The 21,602-nt window shown below is 34.8% G+C and carries 24 protein-coding genes; 5 read left to right on the top strand and 19 right to left on the bottom strand.

Annotated features, from left to right (window positions below; all coding sequences use genetic code 11):
- The first annotated feature begins 227 nt into the window (after nucleotides 1-227).
- A complete protein-coding gene (locus CQZ94_RS22150) occupies nucleotides 228-1,109 on the top strand; it encodes a cation diffusion facilitator family transporter (RefSeq protein ID WP_142395904.1) in 882 nt (293 codons plus the stop codon).
- Here CQZ94_RS22150 and CQZ94_RS22155 read toward each other — a convergent pair.
- The 5 genes from CQZ94_RS22155 to CQZ94_RS22175 all read right to left on the bottom strand — a co-directional run bounded on the left by CQZ94_RS22155 (nucleotide 1,099) and on the right by CQZ94_RS22175 (nucleotide 3,842).
- Nucleotides 1,099-1,734 carry a phosphatase PAP2 family protein gene (locus tag CQZ94_RS22155; protein WP_002148169.1) on the bottom strand — a complete coding sequence of 212 codons (636 nt, stop codon included), beginning with the start codon at nucleotides 1,732-1,734 and terminating at the stop codon, nucleotides 1,099-1,101. The genes CQZ94_RS22150 and CQZ94_RS22155 overlap by 11 nt on opposite strands.
- 77 nt (nucleotides 1,735-1,811) lie before the next feature.
- Nucleotides 1,812-2,567, bottom strand: coding sequence for a sporulation protein (locus CQZ94_RS22160; protein WP_105587104.1), 756 nt, complete (start codon nucleotides 2,565-2,567; stop codon nucleotides 1,812-1,814).
- On the bottom strand, nucleotides 2,549-3,370 hold the full coding sequence (locus CQZ94_RS22165; RefSeq protein WP_105587105.1) for a serine/threonine protein kinase: 822 nt from the start codon (nucleotides 3,368-3,370) through the stop codon (nucleotides 2,549-2,551). The genes CQZ94_RS22160 and CQZ94_RS22165 overlap by 19 nt, the downstream gene beginning before the upstream one ends.
- A complete protein-coding gene (locus tag CQZ94_RS22170; RefSeq protein ID WP_002141661.1) occupies nucleotides 3,370-3,552 on the bottom strand; it encodes a hypothetical protein in 183 nt (60 codons plus the stop codon). Before CQZ94_RS22170 ends, CQZ94_RS22165 begins: the two co-directional genes overlap by 1 nt.
- 110 nt (nucleotides 3,553-3,662) lie before the next feature.
- Nucleotides 3,663-3,842 (bottom strand): YozD family protein, encoded by a 180-nt coding sequence (locus CQZ94_RS22175; RefSeq protein ID WP_002012644.1) that lies wholly within the window; start codon nucleotides 3,840-3,842, stop codon nucleotides 3,663-3,665.
- A gap of 149 nt (nucleotides 3,843-3,991) precedes the next feature.
- On the opposite strand from CQZ94_RS22175, the gene CQZ94_RS22180 reads away from it, so the two are divergent.
- The gene (locus tag CQZ94_RS22180) at nucleotides 3,992-4,147 is read left to right on the top strand and encodes a DUF3930 family protein (protein WP_105587106.1); all 156 of its coding nucleotides are present in this window, start codon (nucleotides 3,992-3,994) and stop codon (nucleotides 4,145-4,147) included.
- Nucleotides 4,148-4,151: 4 nt separating this feature from the next.
- Here CQZ94_RS22180 and CQZ94_RS22185 read toward each other — a convergent pair whose 3' ends face one another.
- From CQZ94_RS22185 to CQZ94_RS22230, 10 genes are all read right to left on the bottom strand, one after another.
- Nucleotides 4,152-4,814, bottom strand: coding sequence for a hypothetical protein (locus tag CQZ94_RS22185; protein ID WP_002065242.1), 663 nt, complete (start codon nucleotides 4,812-4,814; stop codon nucleotides 4,152-4,154).
- A 272-nt stretch (nucleotides 4,815-5,086) separates the two neighbouring features.
- Nucleotides 5,087-5,302 (bottom strand): YozE family protein, encoded by a 216-nt coding sequence (locus CQZ94_RS22190; protein WP_002119089.1) that lies wholly within the window; start codon nucleotides 5,300-5,302, stop codon nucleotides 5,087-5,089.
- A gap of 72 nt (nucleotides 5,303-5,374) precedes the next feature.
- Nucleotides 5,375-5,647, bottom strand: a complete 273-nt coding sequence (locus CQZ94_RS22195) for a YokU family protein (protein WP_000995768.1) — start codon at nucleotides 5,645-5,647, stop codon at nucleotides 5,375-5,377.
- A complete protein-coding gene (kamA, locus tag CQZ94_RS22200; RefSeq protein ID WP_105587107.1) occupies nucleotides 5,644-7,062 on the bottom strand; it encodes a lysine 2,3-aminomutase in 1,419 nt (472 codons plus the stop codon). The genes CQZ94_RS22195 and kamA overlap by 4 nt, the downstream gene beginning before the upstream one ends.
- A 210-nt stretch (nucleotides 7,063-7,272) precedes the next feature.
- A complete protein-coding gene (gene rocR, locus CQZ94_RS22205; RefSeq protein ID WP_105587108.1) occupies nucleotides 7,273-8,658 on the bottom strand; it encodes an arginine utilization transcriptional regulator RocR in 1,386 nt (461 codons plus the stop codon).
- A gap of 192 nt (nucleotides 8,659-8,850) precedes the next feature.
- Nucleotides 8,851-9,750 (bottom strand): putative beta-lysine N-acetyltransferase, encoded by a 900-nt coding sequence (gene ablB, locus CQZ94_RS22210; protein ID WP_105587109.1) that lies wholly within the window; start codon nucleotides 9,748-9,750, stop codon nucleotides 8,851-8,853.
- Nucleotides 9,747-11,015 (bottom strand): peptidase, encoded by a 1,269-nt coding sequence (locus tag CQZ94_RS22215; protein WP_105587110.1) that lies wholly within the window; start codon nucleotides 11,013-11,015, stop codon nucleotides 9,747-9,749. Before CQZ94_RS22215 ends, ablB begins: the two co-directional genes overlap by 4 nt.
- Before the next feature lie 15 nt (nucleotides 11,016-11,030).
- Nucleotides 11,031-11,693 (bottom strand): CoA transferase subunit B, encoded by a 663-nt coding sequence (locus CQZ94_RS22220; protein ID WP_105587111.1) that lies wholly within the window; start codon nucleotides 11,691-11,693, stop codon nucleotides 11,031-11,033.
- A complete protein-coding gene (gene atoD, locus CQZ94_RS22225) occupies nucleotides 11,678-12,376 on the bottom strand; it encodes an acetate CoA-transferase subunit alpha (protein ID WP_105587112.1) in 699 nt (232 codons plus the stop codon). Before atoD ends, CQZ94_RS22220 begins: the two co-directional genes overlap by 16 nt.
- Nucleotides 12,373-13,683: an aspartate aminotransferase family protein gene (locus CQZ94_RS22230; RefSeq protein ID WP_105587113.1), complete on the bottom strand. Its 1,311-nt coding sequence runs from the start codon at nucleotides 13,681-13,683 to the stop codon at nucleotides 12,373-12,375. Before CQZ94_RS22230 ends, atoD begins: the two co-directional genes overlap by 4 nt.
- A gap of 801 nt (nucleotides 13,684-14,484) precedes the next feature.
- Between CQZ94_RS22230 and CQZ94_RS22235 the strand changes: the two genes are divergently transcribed.
- The gene (locus CQZ94_RS22235; RefSeq protein ID WP_105587114.1) at nucleotides 14,485-15,234 is read left to right on the top strand and encodes a DUF4397 domain-containing protein; all 750 of its coding nucleotides are present in this window, start codon (nucleotides 14,485-14,487) and stop codon (nucleotides 15,232-15,234) included.
- Nucleotides 15,235-15,267: 33 nt separating this feature from the next.
- Here the strand turns inward: CQZ94_RS22235 and CQZ94_RS22240 are convergent, their stop codons facing one another.
- The gene (locus tag CQZ94_RS22240; protein WP_105587115.1) at nucleotides 15,268-16,386 is read right to left on the bottom strand and encodes a BA2291 family sporulation histidine kinase; all 1,119 of its coding nucleotides are present in this window, start codon (nucleotides 16,384-16,386) and stop codon (nucleotides 15,268-15,270) included.
- 255 nt (nucleotides 16,387-16,641) lie between these two features.
- Here CQZ94_RS22240 and CQZ94_RS22245 point away from each other — a divergent pair, with 255 nt between their 5' ends.
- Nucleotides 16,642-17,034 carry a YueI family protein gene (locus CQZ94_RS22245; RefSeq protein ID WP_105587116.1) on the top strand — a complete coding sequence of 131 codons (393 nt, stop codon included), beginning with the start codon at nucleotides 16,642-16,644 and terminating at the stop codon, nucleotides 17,032-17,034.
- A gap of 35 nt (nucleotides 17,035-17,069) precedes the next feature.
- Here the strand turns inward: CQZ94_RS22245 and CQZ94_RS22250 are convergent, their stop codons facing one another.
- Together CQZ94_RS22250 and CQZ94_RS22255 are read right to left on the bottom strand one after the other, a co-directional pair.
- On the bottom strand, nucleotides 17,070-18,494 hold the full coding sequence (locus CQZ94_RS22250; RefSeq protein WP_105587117.1) for an aldehyde dehydrogenase family protein: 1,425 nt from the start codon (nucleotides 18,492-18,494) through the stop codon (nucleotides 17,070-17,072).
- A gap of 144 nt (nucleotides 18,495-18,638) precedes the next feature.
- The gene (locus CQZ94_RS22255; RefSeq protein ID WP_105587118.1) at nucleotides 18,639-19,994 is read right to left on the bottom strand and encodes a hemolysin family protein; all 1,356 of its coding nucleotides are present in this window, start codon (nucleotides 19,992-19,994) and stop codon (nucleotides 18,639-18,641) included.
- 363 nt (nucleotides 19,995-20,357) lie between these two features.
- On the opposite strand from CQZ94_RS22255, the gene racA reads away from it, so the two are divergent.
- On the top strand, nucleotides 20,358-20,900 hold the full coding sequence (gene racA, locus CQZ94_RS22260; protein ID WP_105587119.1) for a chromosome-anchoring protein RacA: 543 nt from the start codon (nucleotides 20,358-20,360) through the stop codon (nucleotides 20,898-20,900).
- A 102-nt stretch (nucleotides 20,901-21,002) separates the two neighbouring features.
- Here the strand turns inward: racA and CQZ94_RS22265 are convergent, their stop codons facing one another.
- Nucleotides 21,003-21,599: a hypothetical protein gene (locus CQZ94_RS22265; protein WP_105587120.1), complete on the bottom strand. Its 597-nt coding sequence runs from the start codon at nucleotides 21,597-21,599 to the stop codon at nucleotides 21,003-21,005.
- Between the last annotated feature and the right edge of the window lie 3 nt (nucleotides 21,600-21,602).

Consider the following 21,602-nt stretch of genomic DNA (forward strand, 5'->3'; position numbering starts at 1 on the left):
ATTATGAGAATCATTATTCTCGCCCTCTTTCCTTTTGCCATAATCATCATTAATTATTTAATAAATTTCCACTTTGTACTTTTCAACATATTTTTCCTTAACGAAACTTTGTTATCCCCTTCTTAAAAAGCTATAAAACGTCAACAATGTTTGTATAGACTCACACGAGTTTCGTTTGATACTCTATGTATAGAAAGAAATTCCTTGTAGAAAGGCGAGTGATTAAAATGGATTCTCTTTCTCATAAAGAAGCTGATAAAGGTGCTATTGTCAGCATTATAGCCTACATATTTTTATCCTCTTTGAAAATCATCATCAGTTATATTACCCTCTCTAGCGCATTACGTGCTGACGGTTTGAATAACTTAACGGATATTGGTGCTTCTTTAGCAATATTAATTGGCCTGAAAATTTCTCGTAAGCCTCGTGACCCAGATCATCCATATGGGCATTCGCGTGCAGAACAAATCGCATCACTTGTTGCTTCCTTTATTATGGCAACGGTCGGATTAGAAGTTGTGATTAGTGCAATTCAATCGTTTTTAAATCCGAAACAAGCAGCGCCTAATGTACTCGCTGCGTGGGTTGCTTTATTTTCTGCCATCGTAATGTATTTCGTATATAAATATACGAAAAAGATTGCGATTCAAACAAAGAGTAAGTCGTTAGAAGCCGCTGCAAAAGATAATTTATCAGATGCTCTCGTAAGTATTGGTACAGTAATAGGTATTGTCGGATCACAGTTCAAAATGCCTATTTTAGACCCTATTGCTGCTTTAATTGTTGGTCTTATTATTTGTAAGACTGCATGGGAAATTTTTGTAGAAGCTTCTCATATGTTAACGGATGGAATTGATCCTGAGAAAATGGATGAATACGCTGATGCTATAGGGCATATTTCAGGTGTAGAACATATTGTAGATATTCGTGCTCGTATGTATGGGAATCAAACGTATGTAGATATTACAATTGAAGTAGATGCTCGAATGGATGTTAGCGAAAGCCATTGTATTACTGACAATATTGAAGATATGCTTCGAAAAAAATTCGGAATTTACCATGCTCATATTCATGTGGAGCCCATGCAAAAAGAACCTATTATGACATAGGTTCTTTTTTAATGAACGCCTTATGAAATATAACACATAAAACGAGCCAGCTACCGCCCGCTGCCCATCCGGCTAATATGTCAGATGGATAGTGCACGCCAAGATAAATTCGGCTAACTGAAATAGATAATACAACGAAGCTTGCTATAAAAATAATCAGCAACTTTTTATGCAATGAAATACGATCTTCTGTAATTGTGACGTATGCAATAAATCCTAAAAAAGCAGTAGCATTCATCGTATGACCGCTCGGAAAGCTATATCCAGTTGCTGTAACAAGCTGCGTCACATCAGGTCGTGCTCGTTCATACCATAGTTTGAGCATACTGTTCAAATAACGTGATCCGTAATAATTAATTGTTAGAAGTAATGCACTTAATATTTTTTTTCTAAGAAGAAAATACATTACAAGTATAATGAGTAACGGGAAATATATTCTTTTTGAACCGATAAAGGACACCCAAGTAAAATAGGTTGTCAAATAATCGTTTCGGAAACTTTGAATAAAGTGTGCGACTACATTATCAAATTTTTCAATACAAGCGGTATGATACGAAAGTGATAGTGCGACAAAACAAATGAGTAGTGTACAACTTAACAAGTATAAATGTCGGTATCGTTTCACATACATAACCTCACTATGCAAAAAAATGGAGCGGTTGTTTTAGTTTTCCTCTCCATTTCTTTTTTATGCATAGTTTATTAAAAAATATTATTGTTAATTTTTTGCTGCATCGTTGGAATATCTTCGCTTGTTACTGTAAAGCGAATAACCTTCTCATCAAGATCTAGCGCTTCCGCGAACAAACCAGCTAATCCACGTGATTTTCTATCTACTTCCATAATAATTTCTAATCGATCGTGGGCACTTGACAAAATTAATAATTCTAATTCATCTAATTTCCCATAATACTCTCCGGAAACTGGAATAAACTCAAATTCTTGCGCGAATGGAACTTGCTTACGTAATCGATACGGTAATTCTTCGCATTCTATATGACGCACTTTAAAACCTAATTGATTTACACTATTTAATACACTGTTCAATAGCGCATTCGGCAACACTTGAATATAATCACGGTCACTTGGATCAATACTACGTTTAATATCAAGGCCTGTATGAACCCAAACCGTTTTCATTCCAAGTGTTAGTGGTACTTCAATTGGCATTAAAAACGAAAATGGAATTTCCACTTTTTCATTTGGCTCTACAGAAAATGGATCTGTTAAACGAACTCGCTCCAAATCATACGTTGCCGTTACTTTTTTATCATCCACTTCTCTTACATATGACGTCGACAACGTTAAGTAAATGCTTTCAATTTCTTGGCTAACTGAACCTCCAGTTATATGAACCTTCCCTACTATCTCTTCTCCAACTATATACTCATCTTTTTCAAGAACAGTATCTACTTTTGCAGTACCAATACCAACGCTTGCTAAAAACTTTTGAAACATGGAGTCTCCATCCTTTCTAAAGCGTAAGCTACATCTTTTTTCAAATCTTGTACATTTTCATAGTATGGCGCTTTCATTTGTAACATTCGCAGTAGAATGTCGCGATTATATTCTTCCAGCACTAACTCTTCATACCAAGGTTTTTCCTTTTTTTCAGTCGATTCATAACTAGCATACAATAAAAATAATGCGAAATGACCGAGCGCATAAAAATCGCTACGAAAGTGAATTTCTCGCATCAAAGCTTGTTCACCTTCATAAGTTGTAGCTCGCTCATCACCCTCACCTTTCAATTTAGCCAATCCAAAATCAATAATACTAATCTGATTTTCTTTCATTAATATGTTTGGAATACGTAAATCTCGGTGAATGATACCTTTACTATGAAAATACGAAACAATTCCTAGTACTTCATATAAAATTTCAAAAACTTCACGTTCATCATATACTTGCCCATCTAAGAAAATATAATCTTCGAAATTTTCTCCCGGCATATACTCCATCACAAAAAAGTTCTTTTTCTCCCATATGAAATGATCATGTAGATTAGGAATTGACGCATGATTTAATGTTTGTAAAATCACTTTCTCTTTCTCAAATGATTTTCTACCAGACTCATATCTTTGTTTACTTTGCCTTAATTGTTTTAAGACTTTATATTTATTTATTTGTAAATCATTAACGACATATGTAATCCCATAACTGCCCATTCCAATTACTGATTCAATCTTATAACGCTCTGCAACAATTGTATTTTTTCGCAGTGGTCTATCAAATAAGGCTAGTATACGACGCCATTTCATCAGCTACTTGAAAAGAAGCTACGGCTTTTACGTTTTCTTTTATAATGCTGATGCCCATAACCAGATGAACGTCGTTTATTATCGCTACTTGAATACGAGCGCCCTCTATGACGATAATCACTACTTGAATACGAACGATGTTTTTTCTTTCCTAATAAAGAATCAATAATTTTTTTGAACATCCCTTCACCTCTTGTATAAAATTTCCTTTTAATTATACCAACAATTCTTGTCTATATTTGTGACAAGTTTGTAAAGAGTAAAAAACGACGAGTTAAGCCCGCCGTTACTTTCAATCTTCCTCTTCATCAAAAACTTCATCAATCATGCATTTCTCTAATAAATACTCAAATGTAATATCTGCCAGGTCCTCAATTTCTTCTCTTTTTGGAACGTACCCTCTTTCAATTAGTCGCTCATAAAAAAACTCCGCAATCTCTTCCGTGTCAATTACGACTTCAATTTCCTTCATGAGCATCACTCCTTTATTTCTGTTTTATGAAAAAATCTCAAAATTATGTATATGAGATTAGAAAAATAGTTTTTCTTTTTTTATAAGTCATATCATGTAGGTAAAGGGCATACGATGTTAGTACAAGCTATCCAAAGGGGGAAATAATAATGGAATACCAATACGAAGTAGAGCAAACAAAAGAAGAGTTCATGCATGAAGATCAATGGGCAGACTCTCTTATTAAATGGCTTTTTATTTTTTTAATAATTGTAGGCATACCTTATACTGTATATATTGTTGTTCAATTTATTCTCTCTTTCTAGTTAACTATTTTTTCTCTGTCAATTTAACTAAATAATTTTGAACAACATCCATAACAATTTTATATTCTTCATCTTTAAATGTATCGAATAATAAATGATAATCATTATAAATATCTAATAACCCATCAATAATTTCTTGGCGATTCGTCTTTACACTTACTTTTTTCGAATTGTTAATCGACTTCAATTTTCCTAAATCCAATTTATTCATGCCAGCCTTATCTTGTTTCATTTTCTTCAAAATTGCATTTGCCGTTTGTGCATTGGCAAGTAATGTTAAATCCGATTCATCAGCTTCTAGCCATTCACCATCAGTAATTCGTGACAATTCATATATAGTATCTTCCCATGCATCATTTTTATATCTCCATACTTCTGTACGAAAACCAACAATACGAAAAACATCTTTATCATATCCAGTTACTTGCACGAGATCACCAAACGTAAAGTTATAATTTAATTCAATCCACTCTGTGTCGCCCTTTTTCATTTCTTGCTCTGTAACATGCTGTAAAGTTTGTTCTACATAAAATCCATCGTGATTATTTACTTCGTATACGTAAACTCCATCTAAAATCTTCATATTTGTAATTTTTCCAACGGTTCCATATAGCGTAATCACGACTATGTCCCCTACGTTATATTTAGGTTGTTTTTTCTTTGCCATCTATATCTCTCCTTTTTTAAACGTCGTGATTTTGATAACAGTATATGCAACCTACATAAAAACGCTTATCACAGAAGCTTATATTCATAAATTTTTTCAATAAAAAAGTAGAATTTGTATATAACTCAAAAAAGCTAGTATTTAAACTAGCTTTCACTTTTCATTTATGTTCTAACAGCAAGACGTATTGTAAATAAAAAACATAATGAATACTTCACTTCTTTCAAAGTAATATATTCATTATGCTTTCATTTTCCTAAAACTTCATATCGTTATCTCTCTTGTATATATAAATCCCATGCTTCATCAAATATAGACATACTTTCTAGCATTCCACTTAACTCTAAGTATGAACTAATTACATCATAGTCTTCAGATTGCTTCGGAAAACTTAAATCATCATACATCGCCTCTGCTAAATCTGATATTTCATTTTTAAATAAAGCTGCACGGTGCTTCATCATATAATGGTAAAATGTCTTTTTCAAAAATATTCCCTACCTTTCTAACTTGGGTACATTATACAAGGCGAAAAAGAAAAAAACCAGCATAAAAGCTGGTTAAAAGTCGAAATAATTCCTTTTTAATAAACGTGGTCTTCCCATCAACTCTTCGTATGTTAGTTGTTTTGGCAAATCTTTCGTATAAATTAAAAACAACTGATCTTCAATTTCTTTTACAGTATGGTCTGATTGATAGTCCATTCCACATGAGGAACAAGTAATACATGGTGTCTTTTGGATTTCAATGGCTTTCGTACCATCTGGTAACTCCCAATATACAGTATTCAAGCTTTCTTTCGCTTCTGTACTGTCACACCACATACAATTCATACTGCGTCACCCTCATTTTTTTTGTCATCATCTAACTTTGCCATTTGCGCTTGATATTTTTTATCTTTCAATTGATCACGCTTATCACGTTTATCTTTTAAAGAAGCATGCGTTTCATTGACTTCATAATCTTTGCGGCGATTCATACGTTGTAAATCATCTGGAACAAGATTAAATTTCTTATCACTCATCAATCCTGCAACACCGATATCAGAACGTTTCTCTTCATAAGTCGGATAAATTTCTTTAAAGTAGCCTTCTGCTCTTCCTGGGATATAGTTTTCTGGTTCTGGATACGTTGTAATAACCCCTTCAAAGTTACGAAGAACAACTTTATCCGCACTTTGTGAAATTAAATAGTTTGGCTGAAGCGCAATTTTTCCGCCTCCGCCCGGTGCATCGACAACGAAAGTTGGTACTGCATAACCAGACGTATGTCCACGTAAGCCTTCAATAATTTCTAATCCTTTAGAAACTGGCGCACGGAAATGACCGATACCTTCTGATAAATCACATTGGTAAATATAATATGGACGAACACGAATTTTCACTAAATCATGCATAAGTTTTTTCATAATTGGAACGCTGTCATTAATTCCAGCTAAAATTACAGCTTGGTTTCCAATTGGAACACCTGCATTTGCAAGCATTTCACATGCTAATTTCGATTCTTCTGTAATCTCAATAGAAGTATTAAAATGCGTATTTAACCATACTGGATGGTATTTTTTAATTATGTTACACAGGTTTTCTGTAATACGCTGTGGGAATACAACTGGTGCTCTCGTTCCGATACGAATAATCTCAACATGCGGGATTTCTCGTAAATTCTTTAATACATATTCTAAAATTTTATCATTAATTAGAAGTCCATCACCGCCAGAAATTAAAACGTCACGTACTTGTGGTGTTTCACTAATATAAGCAATCGCATCATCTAATTGCTTTTTCGGTACGCCCATTCCAATTTGTCCACTAAAACGACGACGTGTACAGTAACGACAATACATAGAACATTGATTCGTTACTAAAAATAGTACGCGGTCTGGATAACGATGCGTTAATCCTGGAACTGGTGAATCTTCATCTTCATGAAGAGGATCTTCTAAATCATATTTTGTTTTATATAACTCTTCCGAAATCGGTACTGATTGCATCCGAATCGGACAGCGTGGGTCATCAGGATTCATTAGCCAAGCATAGTACGGTGTAATGTTTAACGGAATCGTTTTCGTTGAAATTTTAACGCCTTCTTCTTCCTCAGGTGTTAAGTTAATTATTTTCTTTAAATCATCTAAAGTTTTGATCGTATTCGTTAATTGCCAAACCCAATCATTCCATTGTTCTTCTGTAACATCTTTCCATAATTCAATATCCTTCCAGTGACGATTTGGTTTGTATACATCATGTAACATTGCTATTCCCCCTTTTTATACGCTCATCCTTTATATAAGCAATAATTATGCCAACTTCATATTCTTGATAAGTAAATGCGAGAAATACCCTATTATATAAGAGAATAAATATTTTTAAGTGCTGTACTAAAACGATATTTACTATCATATTCATTACTTGTTATATATGTAAACGCTCTTTTATTGGTGCAAACAAACAAAAACCGCCGATTATTCGGCGGTTTTGTCGTACTTGCTCAGTTTATATTGAAGCGTTTGACGCGGAATTCCTAACATTTTTGCTGCTTGCAAAATATTCCCTTCCGTTTCAATTAACGCTTGATCTATTAATTCCTTTTCTGTTTGATGAAGAGCTTCCCTAAGCGGTAATATACTTTTCTTCTTAGGAATTTTCTCTTTCCGAAATGTACGCGGTAAACAATTAGCTGTTAATGAATTTCCTTCCGCAATAATGACAGCATGTTCTATCGTATGTTTTAATTCACGAACATTTCCGGGCCATTGATAAGATTGTAATCTTTCCTTTGCCTCTTTATCAATTTCAAGTACTCCTTTTTTATAACTTTTATTATATTCTTTCAAAAAATAAGACGCTAATAACAATACATCTTCAGTTCTTTCGCGAAGCGGCGGAATATATAACGAAAACACATTTAATCGATAGTATAAATCAGTGCGAATTTTATTTTCTCTTAAACATACTTCTGGTGGCTGATTCATCGCCGTAATAACGCGAACATCTACTTTTCTCGTCTTATTATCACCAATGCGGCGAATAACGCCATCTTCTAATACACGTAGCATTTTCGCTTGTAAATCGAGTGGCATTGAATTAAGTTCATCTAAAAACAATGTTCCTCCATCTACAAGTTCAAATAATCCTGCTCGTTCAATTGCCCCTGTATAGCTTCCTTTTGTAGTTCCAAACAATAAACTTTCTAATAGCGACTCTGGCAAAGCTGCGCAGTTTTGTGCAATAAATGGCTTGTTTTTCCGTTTAGAAGCTTCATGAATTGCTTGCACAAATAGCTCTTTCCCTGTTCCTGTTTCACCATATATTAAAACATTTGCATCAGTTGGGGCTACTTTTTGAGCTAACTCTTTCGTCTGTTTAAAGCGGGAATCATTTGTCACAATTGTCTCGAATGCAACATGCTTTTTTACCGTTTTTTTATTAGTCGACCGTTTTATTTTCGATTGTAAATCTACGATAGTGTCAGTAAGCTTTTGAATTGTAGAATAATCTTTCGCGATTTCAACAGCACCAGCAATATTTCCATCTATAAAAATAGGTAGCGTCGTATTTACCGTACAAACATCTTCTCCATTTAAATTTTGATAATGCTGAACTTGATGTACAATCGGTTTTTTCGTATGTAACACTTTCATTAGCGTACTCGTTTCCCTAGATAATGAAGGGAATGCTTCTAATAAATGTTTTCCTAGCACATTCTCAATTTTCGATCCATCATGTTTTGCAGCAACTGTATTATAAAAGATTGTAATACCATTTTCATCCACTGCATGTATTGCCTCATCAATACTGCCCAAAATCGCTTCAATGACTTCTTGTGTCGAAACTGCTAGCAATGTCATCCCCCCTCTTGCCGGAAATCCGGCAAATGCATGCCGGATTTCCGGCATCCCTCTGTGCGATTATAAGTATGACGATTCCGTTCTATTATTTTGATGAAATTTGTATATATTTCTATTGCTTATTTATGGTTAAGTGAAACTTTAATCAGTGGGGCTTTATTCATCCCCACTGATTATTAACCCGACTCCCACCTAACTTCTTTGCTTTACAGCCGAATTTTGAGGCGGGAGTCTTACTGCTTTCGAATAGCTGGATAAATCTTTCACCCATATATTCATATCTTCCAACTTATCAAAAATGTAGCAATTATTCGCAAGCCTTCCCGTATATGTATAGCCTAATTGATGAAAGGCTGCATTCATACCGAAAGATAGCGAGCGAGCAATTGTATAAGAACAAAAAATAGATTTTTCTTGGAGCTCTTCCTCCAATTTAATTAACAGACTTTTCATGAAACCATGTTTTCGATATTCAGGTAATGTAGCACAATTCGTTAATTCTGCATTACCTTCTTTCACGTTCATTTCAGCAGATGCTGTACTAATAATTTTCCCTTCGAATTCATAAACATAGTAAATTGTATCGTCTTCCTCCATCGTCTGCTTTACATAACTCGCTTCATTTAAAGGTGTCGGATAAACTTCAAATACTTTTCCAAAGACAATTGCTAATTCTTCCGCGTCCTCTTCTGTCGCTTTTCTTAACACAAATTCCTCTTGGACTATTTTTTCTTTCACTTCTTTTGCTTTTACACCACTTAAAATGGTATCTTCCTCAGTCCAATGAATACTATTCCGTCTTTCATCATTATGATATTTCACGAAGAAGTGCGCATCGTGTCCTTGAAAATAATGAGGTATCGTTGCTTCCAGTAAGAAACCGAAAGAGAGCCATGTTGAAACATGCTCTCCCTTTCCTTTAATAATACATTTAGTGAAAGAATGTTTCTCTGCTAATTCATCGATTGTTTGTATAATACGTTCAACATTTCCTGTATAGTGATCAACTCTAACACGTTTATTAAAATAATCTAAAACCCCTTCTACTGTGTAATGCTTTGTCTGTTCACTAAAAGATTCATAGTATTTCATTTCTTCACCTCACACCAATCTAGTAATGTACATGCAATTATTTTTGCGGTAGCAATCATTTTATCAACTTCTATATATTCGTTTGGATAATGTGCTACTTTCGTCTCTCCTGGACCAAATACTATCGTTGGTACGTTAGCGATTTGTGTGAACAAACCTCCATCTGTTCCCCATGGCGAAGCTTCTATAATCGGTTCGTTCCCTTCGATTTCAACAAAGTTATGTTGAAGCGTTGTAATAAGTGGATGATTTTCTTCTAGTTCACCAGGAACCCATCTCGCTCCAAACCATTCTACTTCTACAGGATTTTTTACAAACCAACTATCCACATCTTTTAATTCACCAATCCAGCCTTCAAACTCTTCTTTTGCTGCCTCTATAGTCTCATTCGGCGCAATACCACATCTTCCTTCTAAAATTAATGAATCGGGAACAGAACTTGGCCAGCTTCCCCCTTCAATTTTCCCAACGTTAATTGGAATTGGAATCGGAATCCCCTTAAATAACGGATCTGTAATTCGACCATTTCTCTTCTCTTCTAATTTTCTCAAATGATCTACAACAAACATACTTTTTTCAATTGCACTTACTCCTTCATACCGTGTACCACCGTGTGCTGCTTTTCCTTTTATATGTAGACGAAACCACATTGACCCTTGTTGTTTCGGAAAAAACTTCATATTAGTCGGCTCAGGAATAATAACGCCATCTGCCTTATATCCTCGTAAAATAGCAGCTAATGTTCCTGCCCCACCGCTCTCTTCTTCTATTACACTTTGAAAATGTATATCACCTTTTAGTTCAATACCAGATTCAACAATAGCTTCCATCGCAAGCATAAGTGAGACATTGCCGCCTTTCATATCTGTTGTTCCACGTCCATATATGCGGTTTCCTATTTTCTCTCCACTATACGGATAATGGTCCCACTGATTTACATCCCCTTCTGGCACGACGTCAATATGCCCGTTTAAAATCATAGATTTCCCTTCGCCACTTCCTTTTAAAGTCGCTACAATGTTCGGGCTATCTGTAAAGCTTGTACGAGGTGATACGAAATAAGGGTGATCTTTCATTTCATTAAAAGCAGGCTCCCAAATATCAAGGTCTAGACCTAACTCACGCAACTTTTCAATAACAATTGCCTGCGCACCACTTTCATCACCAGATACGCTCTTTTCTTGAATTAATCGTGTTAAAATTTTTACGCTCTCTTCTTCATGACTCTCAATATAATCACAAACTTGTTTTTTTAATTGCTCCATATATTACAACTCCCCTCATTCAATTACTAGTAAATTTGAGCTTATATGAAAATCAGCTGTCGTATGTCGTTTTACATCTTCTACAGTGTACGGACTCATTAATTCTTGTAAGACAAGTCCTCTTGGAGTCACTTCCATGACAGCCATGTCTGTAATAATTAAATCTACACATTTTTTCGAAGTTAATGGCAATGTACATTCCGAAACAATCTTTGCATTTCCGTATTTATCAACATGATTCATCACAACAACGACCCGCTTCGCTTTTTGCGCTAAATCCATCGCTCCTCCAATACCTGGAACGCGTTTTCCTGGTACAATCCAGTTCGCTAAATCACCATTTTCACTTACTTGTAACGAACCAAGTATCGTAACATCAAGTAATCCTTTTCTAATCATGCCAAACGCCATGCAGCTATCGAAATAACTTGCTCCTGTAATAAGAGATGTTGGTAAACCAGCTGCGTTACATAAATTCTCATCTTCATTCCCTTTACTTGGCGTTGGTCCCATACCGACAATACCGTTTTCCGCGTGAAACATAACATTCATATCTTCTGGTAAATGATTCGGTACAAGCGATGGAATTCCAATACCTAAATTTACAATCATGCCATTTTGAATTTCTCTCGCTGCACGTCTTGCAATCTTATCTCTCACTTCTACGCCCATACCCATTTCCAATTCACTCCTTCCGATGGCACGATATAATTTACAAATACACCAGGGACGACAATTTCTTCTGGATCTAAACTTCCAAGTGGAACAATTTCTTCTGCTTCTACAATCGTTATGTCCCCAGCCATAGCTACGTGCGGATTCATATTACGAGCGCTTTTATCAAATACAAGATTGCCAAACGGATCCGCTTTTTTCGCATATACAATTGCGACTTCAGCCGTTAAAGCTGTTTCAACTAAATATGTCTTTCCATTCATTTCAACTGTTCGTTTTCCTTCTTCTACAATCGTATCAACACCAACATCAACTAAAATACCACCAAGCCCTACACCGCCAGCGCGAATACGCTCTGCTAATGTTCCTTGCGGAGAAAATTCAATTTGCAATCTTCCTTCATTTAATTGTCTTCCCGCATTTGGATTTGACCCAATATGAGAAGTAACTACAGATTTAACCCTTTCATTCGTAACAAGACGACCGATTCCTACATCAGGAAATCCAGTATCATTTCCTATTAAATTTAAATTTGTAATGCCTTTATCTAAAACAACTTGAATTAAAGATGGAGGGGATCCGATCCCGCCAAATCCCCCAAACATTAATGTCATATCATCATGGAACAAAGAAATTACTTCCTCTATTTCTTTTAATTTACCGAATGTATTTGAAATAGTTGTCATGCGATACTATGCCCTCCTTTTTGCATCATCTCTTCCACGCTCTTTACAAAAATTGAAAGTAATTCATCTAACTCGGAATATGTAGTTGTCATTGGTGGTGCAACAAGCAGTGCACTATCCTCTTTCCCTGCTTGCCCTGAAACAGCTTGGTATAAGAGAAGTCCATTTTTAGCTGCAACTGAAATGAGCTCCGACGCTTTTGTAAACGGTTGCAATTCTATTCCAATTAGCAACCCTTTTCCACGCACATCGGCAATGATTGTCGATTGTTGCTGAACTTTCTGTAACCCTTTTATTAAATACTCTCCCTTTTCCGCTGTTTTTTCAGGTAAATTATGTTTCTCCATATATTCAATAACAGCTAAAGCCGTCGCTGCAGACAATGGATTTGCACTTAGCGTATGCCCGCTCATAACAGAGCGTGATCCTCGTAAAATCGGCTCCATAACGCGGTCACTTACAACTGTCGCTGCCATCGGTGTATAACCCGCTCCTAATCCCTTACCAAGTGTCATAATATCCGGCTCTACACCCCAGTGTTCCATCGCAAACCATGCACCAGTACGACCAAGCCCAGTCATTACTTCATCCGCAATAAATAAAATATCGTAATGACTACAAATATCTTTAATTACTTTATAGTATTCTTTCGGCGGGACAACCGCGCCTCCAGCAGCTCCGATAATCGGTTCAGCAATAAAAGCTGCAATATGCTCTGCACCAATTCGATCAATCGCTCTTTCTAGTTCAGTCGCACAAGAAAGTTGACATGTTGGATATACCTTTTGTACAGGACATCTGAAACAATATGGAGCTGGAATAGTCGGATAATCTTCCAAAATAGAAACGAAACGTTGTCTGCGCAGTGGATGCCCAGACATAGATAAAGCTCCCATTGTAATCCCGTGATAGCTCATCCACCGTGACAAAATTTTATGTTTCCCTTGAATGCCACGCTCCTGAAAATGCTGAATTGCGATTTTCATAGCTGTTTCATTTGCTTCCGTACCACTATTCACAAAAAAGCTCCAGTTCAAATCTCCTACACATAAATCACTTAACTTCTTCGCTAATTTTTCAGCTGGTTCACTCGTAAACTGTGATCTATAAACGAAAGCGATCTCCTCTGCCTGTTTTTTAATAACTTCTGCTATCTCTGCTACGCCATGTCCAATACCTGCCGTAATCGCTCCGGACGAACCATCAAAATATTTATTTCCGTTTTGATCATACAAATACACACCTTTTCCATGTGAAATCATCGGATACGGCTGACCAACAAGTGGTTTAATTAAGTAATCGCGCATAGCGCTCCCCCATTTCTCCAATTTGTATATGTATATGAAGAAAATTGACGTTTCTTTCATAAAAAAGAATCCTCTGCAAAAGCAGTGAATTTATCAAAAAACTATTATAAAATATACAAATGATTGCTAAATATTATTTAAAAACAGAAAATTCAGAACTTAAATTAAAGACCAACCCTTACCTGTACGCTTAAATACCCCTTCCTGATTTAAGATAACAACAAATTGAATATTTTTTTAACATAATATCAGCTTCCCTCAATTGCTGACATTGTGTAAACTTCGACGGAACTCCCGTTATTCTCCTTCCTATTATCCTACTTTATATTGCATATTTTCAAACAAAATTCGACATATTACTTCGCCTCATTTATCGTAACTATTACTTAACAAATAGTACCACCTGTTTAGAACAATAAAAAAAGAACCGATTAACCACATTAATCAGTTCGGCACGACGCTCTTTTATCGGTATTACCTTATCCAACGCATCACTAAAATTAATAGAAATACTCATAATGCAAATCCATAATTCGTCCCACAGCCTATAGCACCAAATCCTCCATAACTTCATTCCCAATAACTATTGGGATATCCACATCCCAATGGTTCCACTCCTTCCATCAAAGTCAAACTACCTTTCCTTTATAATTTATGTAGGACAATTATCAATTTGTATGTGTGTTTGCCTATAAATAAAAAAATCCCCATTTTAACTTTTCCTTCTAGAAAGGCAAGTTTTTTGCATAACCTCTTTCTAGCTTCGCATATATTTGTAATGATGATAAAGGAGGAATGTTCATGACTCAATCCGAAATTGAAAAATACGGACAAGAAGCTGCACGTTACGAACAGCTCGCTCGTTACTATCAATATAGCAATCCTAAAAGATATGTAGAACTCTATATGAAATACCATGATGCAATTACAAAACTTGTACAAGCATATGAAAAGAGAGATTCACAAGAAGCGACTTTACCGTCACATATGAGAATCTTCCACACAGCTCCCCATACACCAGCAGTTGATATTATAATAAACGGACAAAAGGTTATTAAAAATATTTCTTTTAAACAATTCAGTCCTTATTTATCATTGGTGCAAGGTAAATACCGTATTGATATTGTCCCTGTCGGAAACGAAACTCCAATATTCTCAGCATTAGTACCAATAATGGGGAATCACACTTATACCCTTGCAGCGGTCAATAGCGATAATCATCTCCAATTACAACCTATTCTTGATAATACTCATTTACCATCTGGTCAAGCAAAAATACGCTTTGCACATTTTTCACCAGACACTCCTGTTGTAAATGTAAATTTAAAAGATGGGGATCATTTATTTGAAAATGTACTCTTTAAACAAATAACAGATTTTTCACAAGTTAGCCCTGGTACAGCAGATATTGAAGTTTCACTTGCTGATACAAAAAAAGTACTATTAACCATTCCAAAATTCAACGTTGAACCAAATACAATTTACACAATTTCAATAGTAGGTTATTCAACTGAGGATCCAAAATTAGAGACCGTTATACTTACAAATTAAAACAGTCTACACCATTCGTATGGTGTAGACTGTTTACTTTTGAAACGTAATTTGAAATTCTGTCCAATCGTTATTCGAACGACACAATATGGATCCGTTATGTTTTTCTACAATTTGTTTACATACAAATAGTCCAATACCAGTTCCTAGCTTTTTAGTAGTTACAAATGGCTCAAAAATGGTCTCTACATTTTCTGCTGGAATCATAGGCCCATTATTTTTTATAACAATGCGAACAGCCTGATCCTCTTCAAATACATCAATGATAATTTTCCGCTCTTCTTTCACCGATTCAAGAGCATCAATCGAATTCATTAAAATATTTAAAACTACTTGCTTCACTTCACTCCGGTAACCAACGAGTGGAATAGGATACGGCAAATTCTTTTCAATCAAAACATTTGCATTAACTAAACTTGGATATAAGAATTGTATAATATCTTGAAATAAGTCATTTAGCCAAAAACGTTCAGATTCATTCCACATTTCTTTTTTCGATACAAGTAAAAATTGCGAAATCCTAAAATTTAATTGATCTAATTCATGTGAAATAATATCTAAATACGATAGATTAGGATGGTCTGTCTTCAATAACTTTACAAATCCCATAATCGAAGTTAGCGGATTACGAAATTCATGCACAAAACTAGCCGACATTTGCCCTAGAATCGTAAGCCTTTCTTTATGTGTTTCATTTATATATTGCTGTTTTTCTTCTAAATTTCTCGATATAATTTCTGAGTATTTTAAAACGGTATAATAAATTAATTTGTCAAAACAAGTATGTATTTTGGCCATAATCGGTTTCAGTTCACGAGCGCTTACATCCAATTCGCACATTGCTTCAAAAAGTTCATTTCTTCCCACATTTGCATTGTAGACAAAATCTCCAATATTCGCATCTGCCCCTGCACGCTCAATGGCAATTTTCTCACATAATGGCTGAAGATAATTAATGTCTTTATCTTCCATAATGAGTTCGATAATTAACTCTAATAAATTTTCTCCATTTTGAACTACCTCTTGTTTAAATGGATCTTTTTCGGAAATTATCATTTTGTTTTTCCAGTTCTCTACGAATTGGTGCCTGTTGTTTTTCAAGTGCGAACAAAATACTTCTTTAATATCCTTATCGATTGGAAAAACCTCCATTCCCTCATTTCCATACGACGAATACCCTTTATATTTTGAATATTAACACAAAAAATACATTTCGTTAATAGATTTTTGTCACATTTTGTTAATTTCTGTTGATAAAATTTATTTTTCCTTTCTTATTTAAATAAGTTGTATTCATATATCCCTTTTCCCTTCTCATTTTTTTAATTATTTTCCTGTTCAAAACTACTTTTTTTTTGCATCCTTTTTAATTCTTGCGTACAATAAGAAGTGAAAGGTGTGAAAAATATGGTAAATAAAAATGTGGAAGACTATCTCCAAGAAGGCATATATGGCCAAAAGCAAAACAAACCAGAAGAACGTAATATGTACTTAACTACATTACGTGAGCGTGTAGAAATCGCTTTAACAATCGGTCAAGTAATGCAAAGTAATGTGTATACAGAAGTAACAAGTAGCATGCGTTCTTCTCAATCATTACAACTATTCCTAAATGGTAGCATTGCTTACCCACATTTATCAAAATACATTAAATTAGCAAATGAAAAAAATGTACCTTTTACAATTGTTCAAAATAAAGGCACAGAAACACCAATCGGTTTAGTACTATCTCACAGCACTGCTGTAGATAAAGAACATATTTATGTCGAAGATGATATTTTCAAACAAGAAATGAAGTAAAATAAAAGGTACACTTGATTAAAAAAGTGTACCTTTTATTTTTTAATACATATTAATTTCATTTCTGTCATTTCTTCTATTGCATATTTAATCCCTTCACGGCCTGTGCCACTCTCTTTCACACCGCCATAAGGCATATGATCTACTCTGAACGTTGGAATATCATTAATCATGACACCACCGACTTCTAATTCATCAATTGCACGCATTGCTTTACATAGATTGTTTGTAAATACACCTGCTTGTAATCCATAACGTGAATTATTTACTTGTTCTAAAGCCTCATCAAATTCTTTAAATGTATTTACAGTCATAAGTGGACCGAATACTTCTTGGCACTGAACAGATACATACTCTGGAACATTTGTTAATACAGTTGGTTCAAAAATCCTTGCATCACGTTTGTTACCACCGTATACAACATTAGCTCCTTCCTTAACTGCCTCTTCCACCCATGAATTTATACGTTCTACATCGTTTTTTGAAATAAGTGCTGATACATCTGTTTCTTCATGAAGCGGGTCTCCTACTACAACGTTTTCCATTGCTTTCATTAATTTTGTAATAAACTCATCCATTTTGCGTTCATGCACAAAAACACGTTGTACTGAAATACAAACTTGTCCATTATTCACAAACGCGCCCCATTTTACACGTCCAATTATTTCGTCTGTCAATTCAACATCTTCATCAATAATTACTGCAGCATTCGATCCTAATTCTAACGTCACTCGTTTCAACCCAGCTTTTTCCTTAATTCCAATACCTACTTTCGGACTTCCTGTAAAAGTAATACTAGCAACGTTCTCATCTTTTACTAATGCCTCACCTACAACAGATCCAGGTCCAGAAATTATATTGAAAGCTCCCTTTGGTAAACCAGCTTCTTCAAATAATTCTACCAATGCATACGACGAAAGTGGTGTTTGGTCGGCAGGCTTTAGCACAATAGTATTTCCAGCCGCAATTGCTGGGCCTACTTTATGTGCTACTAAATTAAGTGGAAAATTAAACGGTGTAATAGCACCAATAACCCCGATTGGTTGTCGAATTGTATACGCTATACGGCCGTCTGCTCCTGGCGCAGCATCCAATGGTAACGTCTCACCATATATTCGCTTCGCTTCTTCAGCTGCAAACTTATATGTTTGAACAGTGCGATCTACTTCTCCCCGTGCAGCACGAATTGGTTTTGCAGCTTCTTTTGCGATAATCTCTGCAAACTCTTCTCTTCTCTCATCCATTCTTTGTGCAACCTTTTCTAAAATAGTTGCACGGTCGTACGCAGATAATTTTTTCATTTCTTTCATTGCATTTTTAGCCGAAACTATTGCTTCCTTAACGTCATCTTCTGTACCTTGCGCAATCTCCGCTAATGTTTCTTCAGAATATGGTGCATACAATGGTTTATACGTCTCTACTGATTTCCATACCCCATTTATATATAAATGCTTTTTCATAGTGGTTCTCCTTCCAAATATATGTATACAATAATATATTGCATTTATTTCACCTGGTGAAAGGTCTGACCTATGTAATTGTATCATAGCCCTAATACAGCAAAAAACATTTTGCTCAAAAAAAACCCTGCTACAAAGCAGAGTTTACGAACTAATTTGTTCTTGGAGCAAAATCTTTTTTTCATCTCCTACAATAACAATCGATTCTGAAGGTTTCGTTACTTCTAATCTCTTAATATAGTGTCCATCTAATTCTTTCACACAAAATTTATAATTTTCAATTTCAATGGTATCGCCTTCGGAAATCTCAATATTTTTTGTTAGAATCCAACCGCCAATCGTATCGACATCATCGTCGTCAATAGTCAAACCTAATAATGCGTTCACTTCACTAACAAGTACTTTTCCCTCTAAAATCGTTTTCGTCTCACTAACTTGTTGGATTTCCGGTTGTTCATCAGTATCGAACTCATCTTGAATATCCCCTACAATTTCTTCTAAAATATCTTCAACGGTTACAAGACCTGATGTACCACCATATTCATCAATTAATATAGCGATATGTGTCCTTTCTCTTTGCATTTTTAAAAATAGATCATGAATTGGGATGGATTCAATAACTAAAATAATTGGCCTAATATATTGCTCCACTATCTTTTCACTAACAACTCGATGCTTCACAAAATCTGTAAATATATCTTTAAAATTCACAAAGCCTATTACATGGTCCTTATCACCATCAACAACCGGATACCTCGTATATTTTTCATGAGACATTTTTTGTAAAGCCTCTTCAGCAGGCATTTCTTTATTTAAAATATTCATCTCTGTTCGTGGTACCATTATTTCTTTCGCAATACGATCATCAAATTCAAATATTTTATTCACATACTTATATTCAGATTGATTAATCTCACCATTTTTATAACTTTCTGAAACTAACAACCGCAATTCTTCTTCTGAATGCACTTCATCATGCCCTTTTGGTGGTTTCAACCCAAAAAACTTTGTAATTAACCGAGCTGATCCATTTAAAATCCAAATGAATGGGAATGCAATACGATAAAACAAAATGAGTGGCTTAGCAACAAAGAAACTCACTTGTTCTGCTTTTTGAATCGCAAATGTTTTTGGAGCTAACTCTCCTACTACCACATGGAAAAATGTGATAAACAAAAACACTAAAATTATAGCGAAAATGTCTGCGAGTTGAGTAGGGACGTTCCAATTTGCAAACAACACATCAAACATATGCTTTAGCGCAGGTTTACCAGACCACCCAATCCCAAGAGCTGTAACAGTTATTCCTAATTGACAAGCTGATAAATATTCGTCTAAGTTTGTAATGACTGTTTTGACAGATATTGCACGATTATTTCCTTCTGCAATTAAATAGTCAATTCGTGAACTCCTCACTTTAACAATTGCAAATTCTGCTGCAACGAAAAATGCCGTTAAGGCAATTAAAACAATCACTATACTTATACTATATATGTCCAAATACTTTTCCTTACTTACAGTGTAAGCAAGGAAGCCACCTCCTACTTAAATTTATTCAAGTGAAGTAAGCATTCTTATACTCTAATAAAATTCTACATTATTAACCACCTTTTTATATATTATATGCATACATAAAAAAGATATTTATAATTATGATAATCTAATTAGCTTATTATCGTCAAACTGTAATAAACACAATTTTCTAATAACTTAAAATATTTTATATAAATCGTATGTGCTAAACAGCGGAACTTCGTGAAAAAACACTTTCTTTGCCGATTCCACACTTCTTTTGTCACACCTGAAGGGAACTTGCTACATAACTAGAAATCATTCAACAGGATATATATAGGAGGGATTATTTTGGAATATAAAACACCATTTATCGCAAAGAAATTAGGTGTTAGCCCAAAGGCTGTTGTCCGGATTGCACAACAATTAAATCTTACAATAAAAAAAAATAAATATGGTCATTTCATTTTCACACAAGGTGATTTAGATATAATGTTAGAATACCATCGTTCTCAAATGGACCAGCCTCAAAACTCTCAAACTACTCAAAAAACATCTTCAAATGATGTAGAAAAATTAAAAACTCAAGTAAACACAATTGTTCAAAACACATCATCGAATGATTTTGAGCAATTAACAGCTCAATTAACCACAATCATGAGAAGACTAGATCGAATGGAAGAACAAATGCAAAATAAAGCAAATGATGTCGTTACATACCAACTTTTACAACATCGCCGCGAAATGGAGGAAATGTTAGAACGAATTCAAAAACTAGAAGCTACCCTAAAAAAAGAAGAACCAATATACATTACTCCTGATGCAAAACCAACATATGAAAGAGAAAAGAAACCGAAGCGTCGTAAAATGATTTTTAGTATATTTGGACTATAACATTTTAGACCCTTATTACAAAAATAAGGGTCTACTTTTTCGTATGAAGAAAGATGACTGTAATATGACACCCTTCTTCATACTATACATATTCATATATTTTCATTTTGTTAACATAATATTTTTACTGTATTCTGCAATAAGTACCTGCGCATGAGCATTCCCTTGAATAATATCACGGAATTCTTTCAAGGAATACAGATGTGTAGCCCCTTTTCGAGCATGAATTCGCACTGGTACACCTTGTAAAGTATCATGAAACTGGAATGGACTATCTATCGGTTCAATTGGAAAACCGAGTGTAAGTAAATACATATACATTCTTTTTGTAACTGCTGCAATATACCATTCCGCTTTCGTCTCTAACGCATGCATAAATAAAATAGCTGCCAGCCTTTTGAAATGTCCTCTCCCCCGAGACGTTTTCGCAATACTTAACTTTCCTATTTCATACACATTTTTCAAATCTTTCACTAAATCATTTTCAGAAAACGGATAGAAAAACTCAGAATTTGATTGTTCAGGTACTGTAAACTTAATACATTCTACTGTACCAATATGATGTTCATCTTCTATTAATAAAAATCGTGATGGATTTAAATTACGTTCTATAAACATTAAGTTTCTTTCTTCACAAAAATCTCCCCACAGTTGCTCGAACCAAAAATGTTCTTCCTTTGTTTGAACACGCTGGAACATATT

Origin of the sequence: Bacillus sp. MYb209 (assembly GCF_002975175.1) — a bacterium.
Classification (GTDB): Bacteria; Bacillota; Bacilli; order Bacillales; family Bacillaceae_G; genus Bacillus_A.

Coding starts and splice junctions, on each gene's coding strand:
- CQZ94_RS22150 (WP_142395904.1), top strand. CDS start 228: ATGGATTCTCTTTCTCATAAAGAAGCTGATAAAGGTGCTATTGTCAGC.
- CQZ94_RS22160 (WP_105587104.1), bottom strand. CDS start 2,567: ATGTTTCAAAAGTTTTTAGCAAGCGTTGGTATTGGTACTGCAAAAGTA.
- CQZ94_RS22165 (WP_105587105.1), bottom strand. CDS start 3,370: ATGAAATGGCGTCGTATACTAGCCTTATTTGATAGACCACTGCGAAAA.
- CQZ94_RS22170 (WP_002141661.1), bottom strand. CDS start 3,552: ATGTTCAAAAAAATTATTGATTCTTTATTAGGAAAGAAAAAACATCGT.
- CQZ94_RS22175 (WP_002012644.1), bottom strand. CDS start 3,842: ATGAAGGAAATTGAAGTCGTAATTGACACGGAAGAGATTGCGGAGTTT.
- CQZ94_RS22180 (WP_105587106.1), top strand. CDS start 3,992: ATGGAATACCAATACGAAGTAGAGCAAACAAAAGAAGAGTTCATGCAT.
- CQZ94_RS22185 (WP_002065242.1), bottom strand. CDS start 4,814: ATGGCAAAGAAAAAACAACCTAAATATAACGTAGGGGACATAGTCGTG.
- CQZ94_RS22195 (WP_000995768.1), bottom strand. CDS start 5,647: ATGAATTGTATGTGGTGTGACAGTACAGAAGCGAAAGAAAGCTTGAAT.
- kamA (WP_105587107.1), bottom strand. CDS start 7,062: ATGTTACATGATGTATACAAACCAAATCGTCACTGGAAGGATATTGAA.
- rocR (WP_105587108.1), bottom strand. CDS start 8,658: ATGACATTGCTAGCAGTTTCGACACAAGAAGTCATTGAAGCGATTTTG.
- ablB (WP_105587109.1), bottom strand. CDS start 9,750: ATGAAATACTATGAATCTTTTAGTGAACAGACAAAGCATTACACAGTA.
- CQZ94_RS22215 (WP_105587110.1), bottom strand. CDS start 11,015: ATGGAGCAATTAAAAAAACAAGTTTGTGATTATATTGAGAGTCATGAA.
- CQZ94_RS22220 (WP_105587111.1), bottom strand. CDS start 11,693: ATGGGTATGGGCGTAGAAGTGAGAGATAAGATTGCAAGACGTGCAGCG.
- atoD (WP_105587112.1), bottom strand. CDS start 12,376: ATGACAACTATTTCAAATACATTCGGTAAATTAAAAGAAATAGAGGAA.
- CQZ94_RS22230 (WP_105587113.1), bottom strand. CDS start 13,683: ATGCGCGATTACTTAATTAAACCACTTGTTGGTCAGCCGTATCCGATG.
- CQZ94_RS22235 (WP_105587114.1), top strand. CDS start 14,485: ATGACTCAATCCGAAATTGAAAAATACGGACAAGAAGCTGCACGTTAC.
- CQZ94_RS22240 (WP_105587115.1), bottom strand. CDS start 16,386: ATGGAGGTTTTTCCAATCGATAAGGATATTAAAGAAGTATTTTGTTCG.
- CQZ94_RS22245 (WP_105587116.1), top strand. CDS start 16,642: ATGGTAAATAAAAATGTGGAAGACTATCTCCAAGAAGGCATATATGGC.
- CQZ94_RS22250 (WP_105587117.1), bottom strand. CDS start 18,494: ATGAAAAAGCATTTATATATAAATGGGGTATGGAAATCAGTAGAGACG.
- CQZ94_RS22265 (WP_105587120.1), bottom strand. CDS start 21,599: ATGTTCCAGCGTGTTCAAACAAAGGAAGAACATTTTTGGTTCGAGCAA.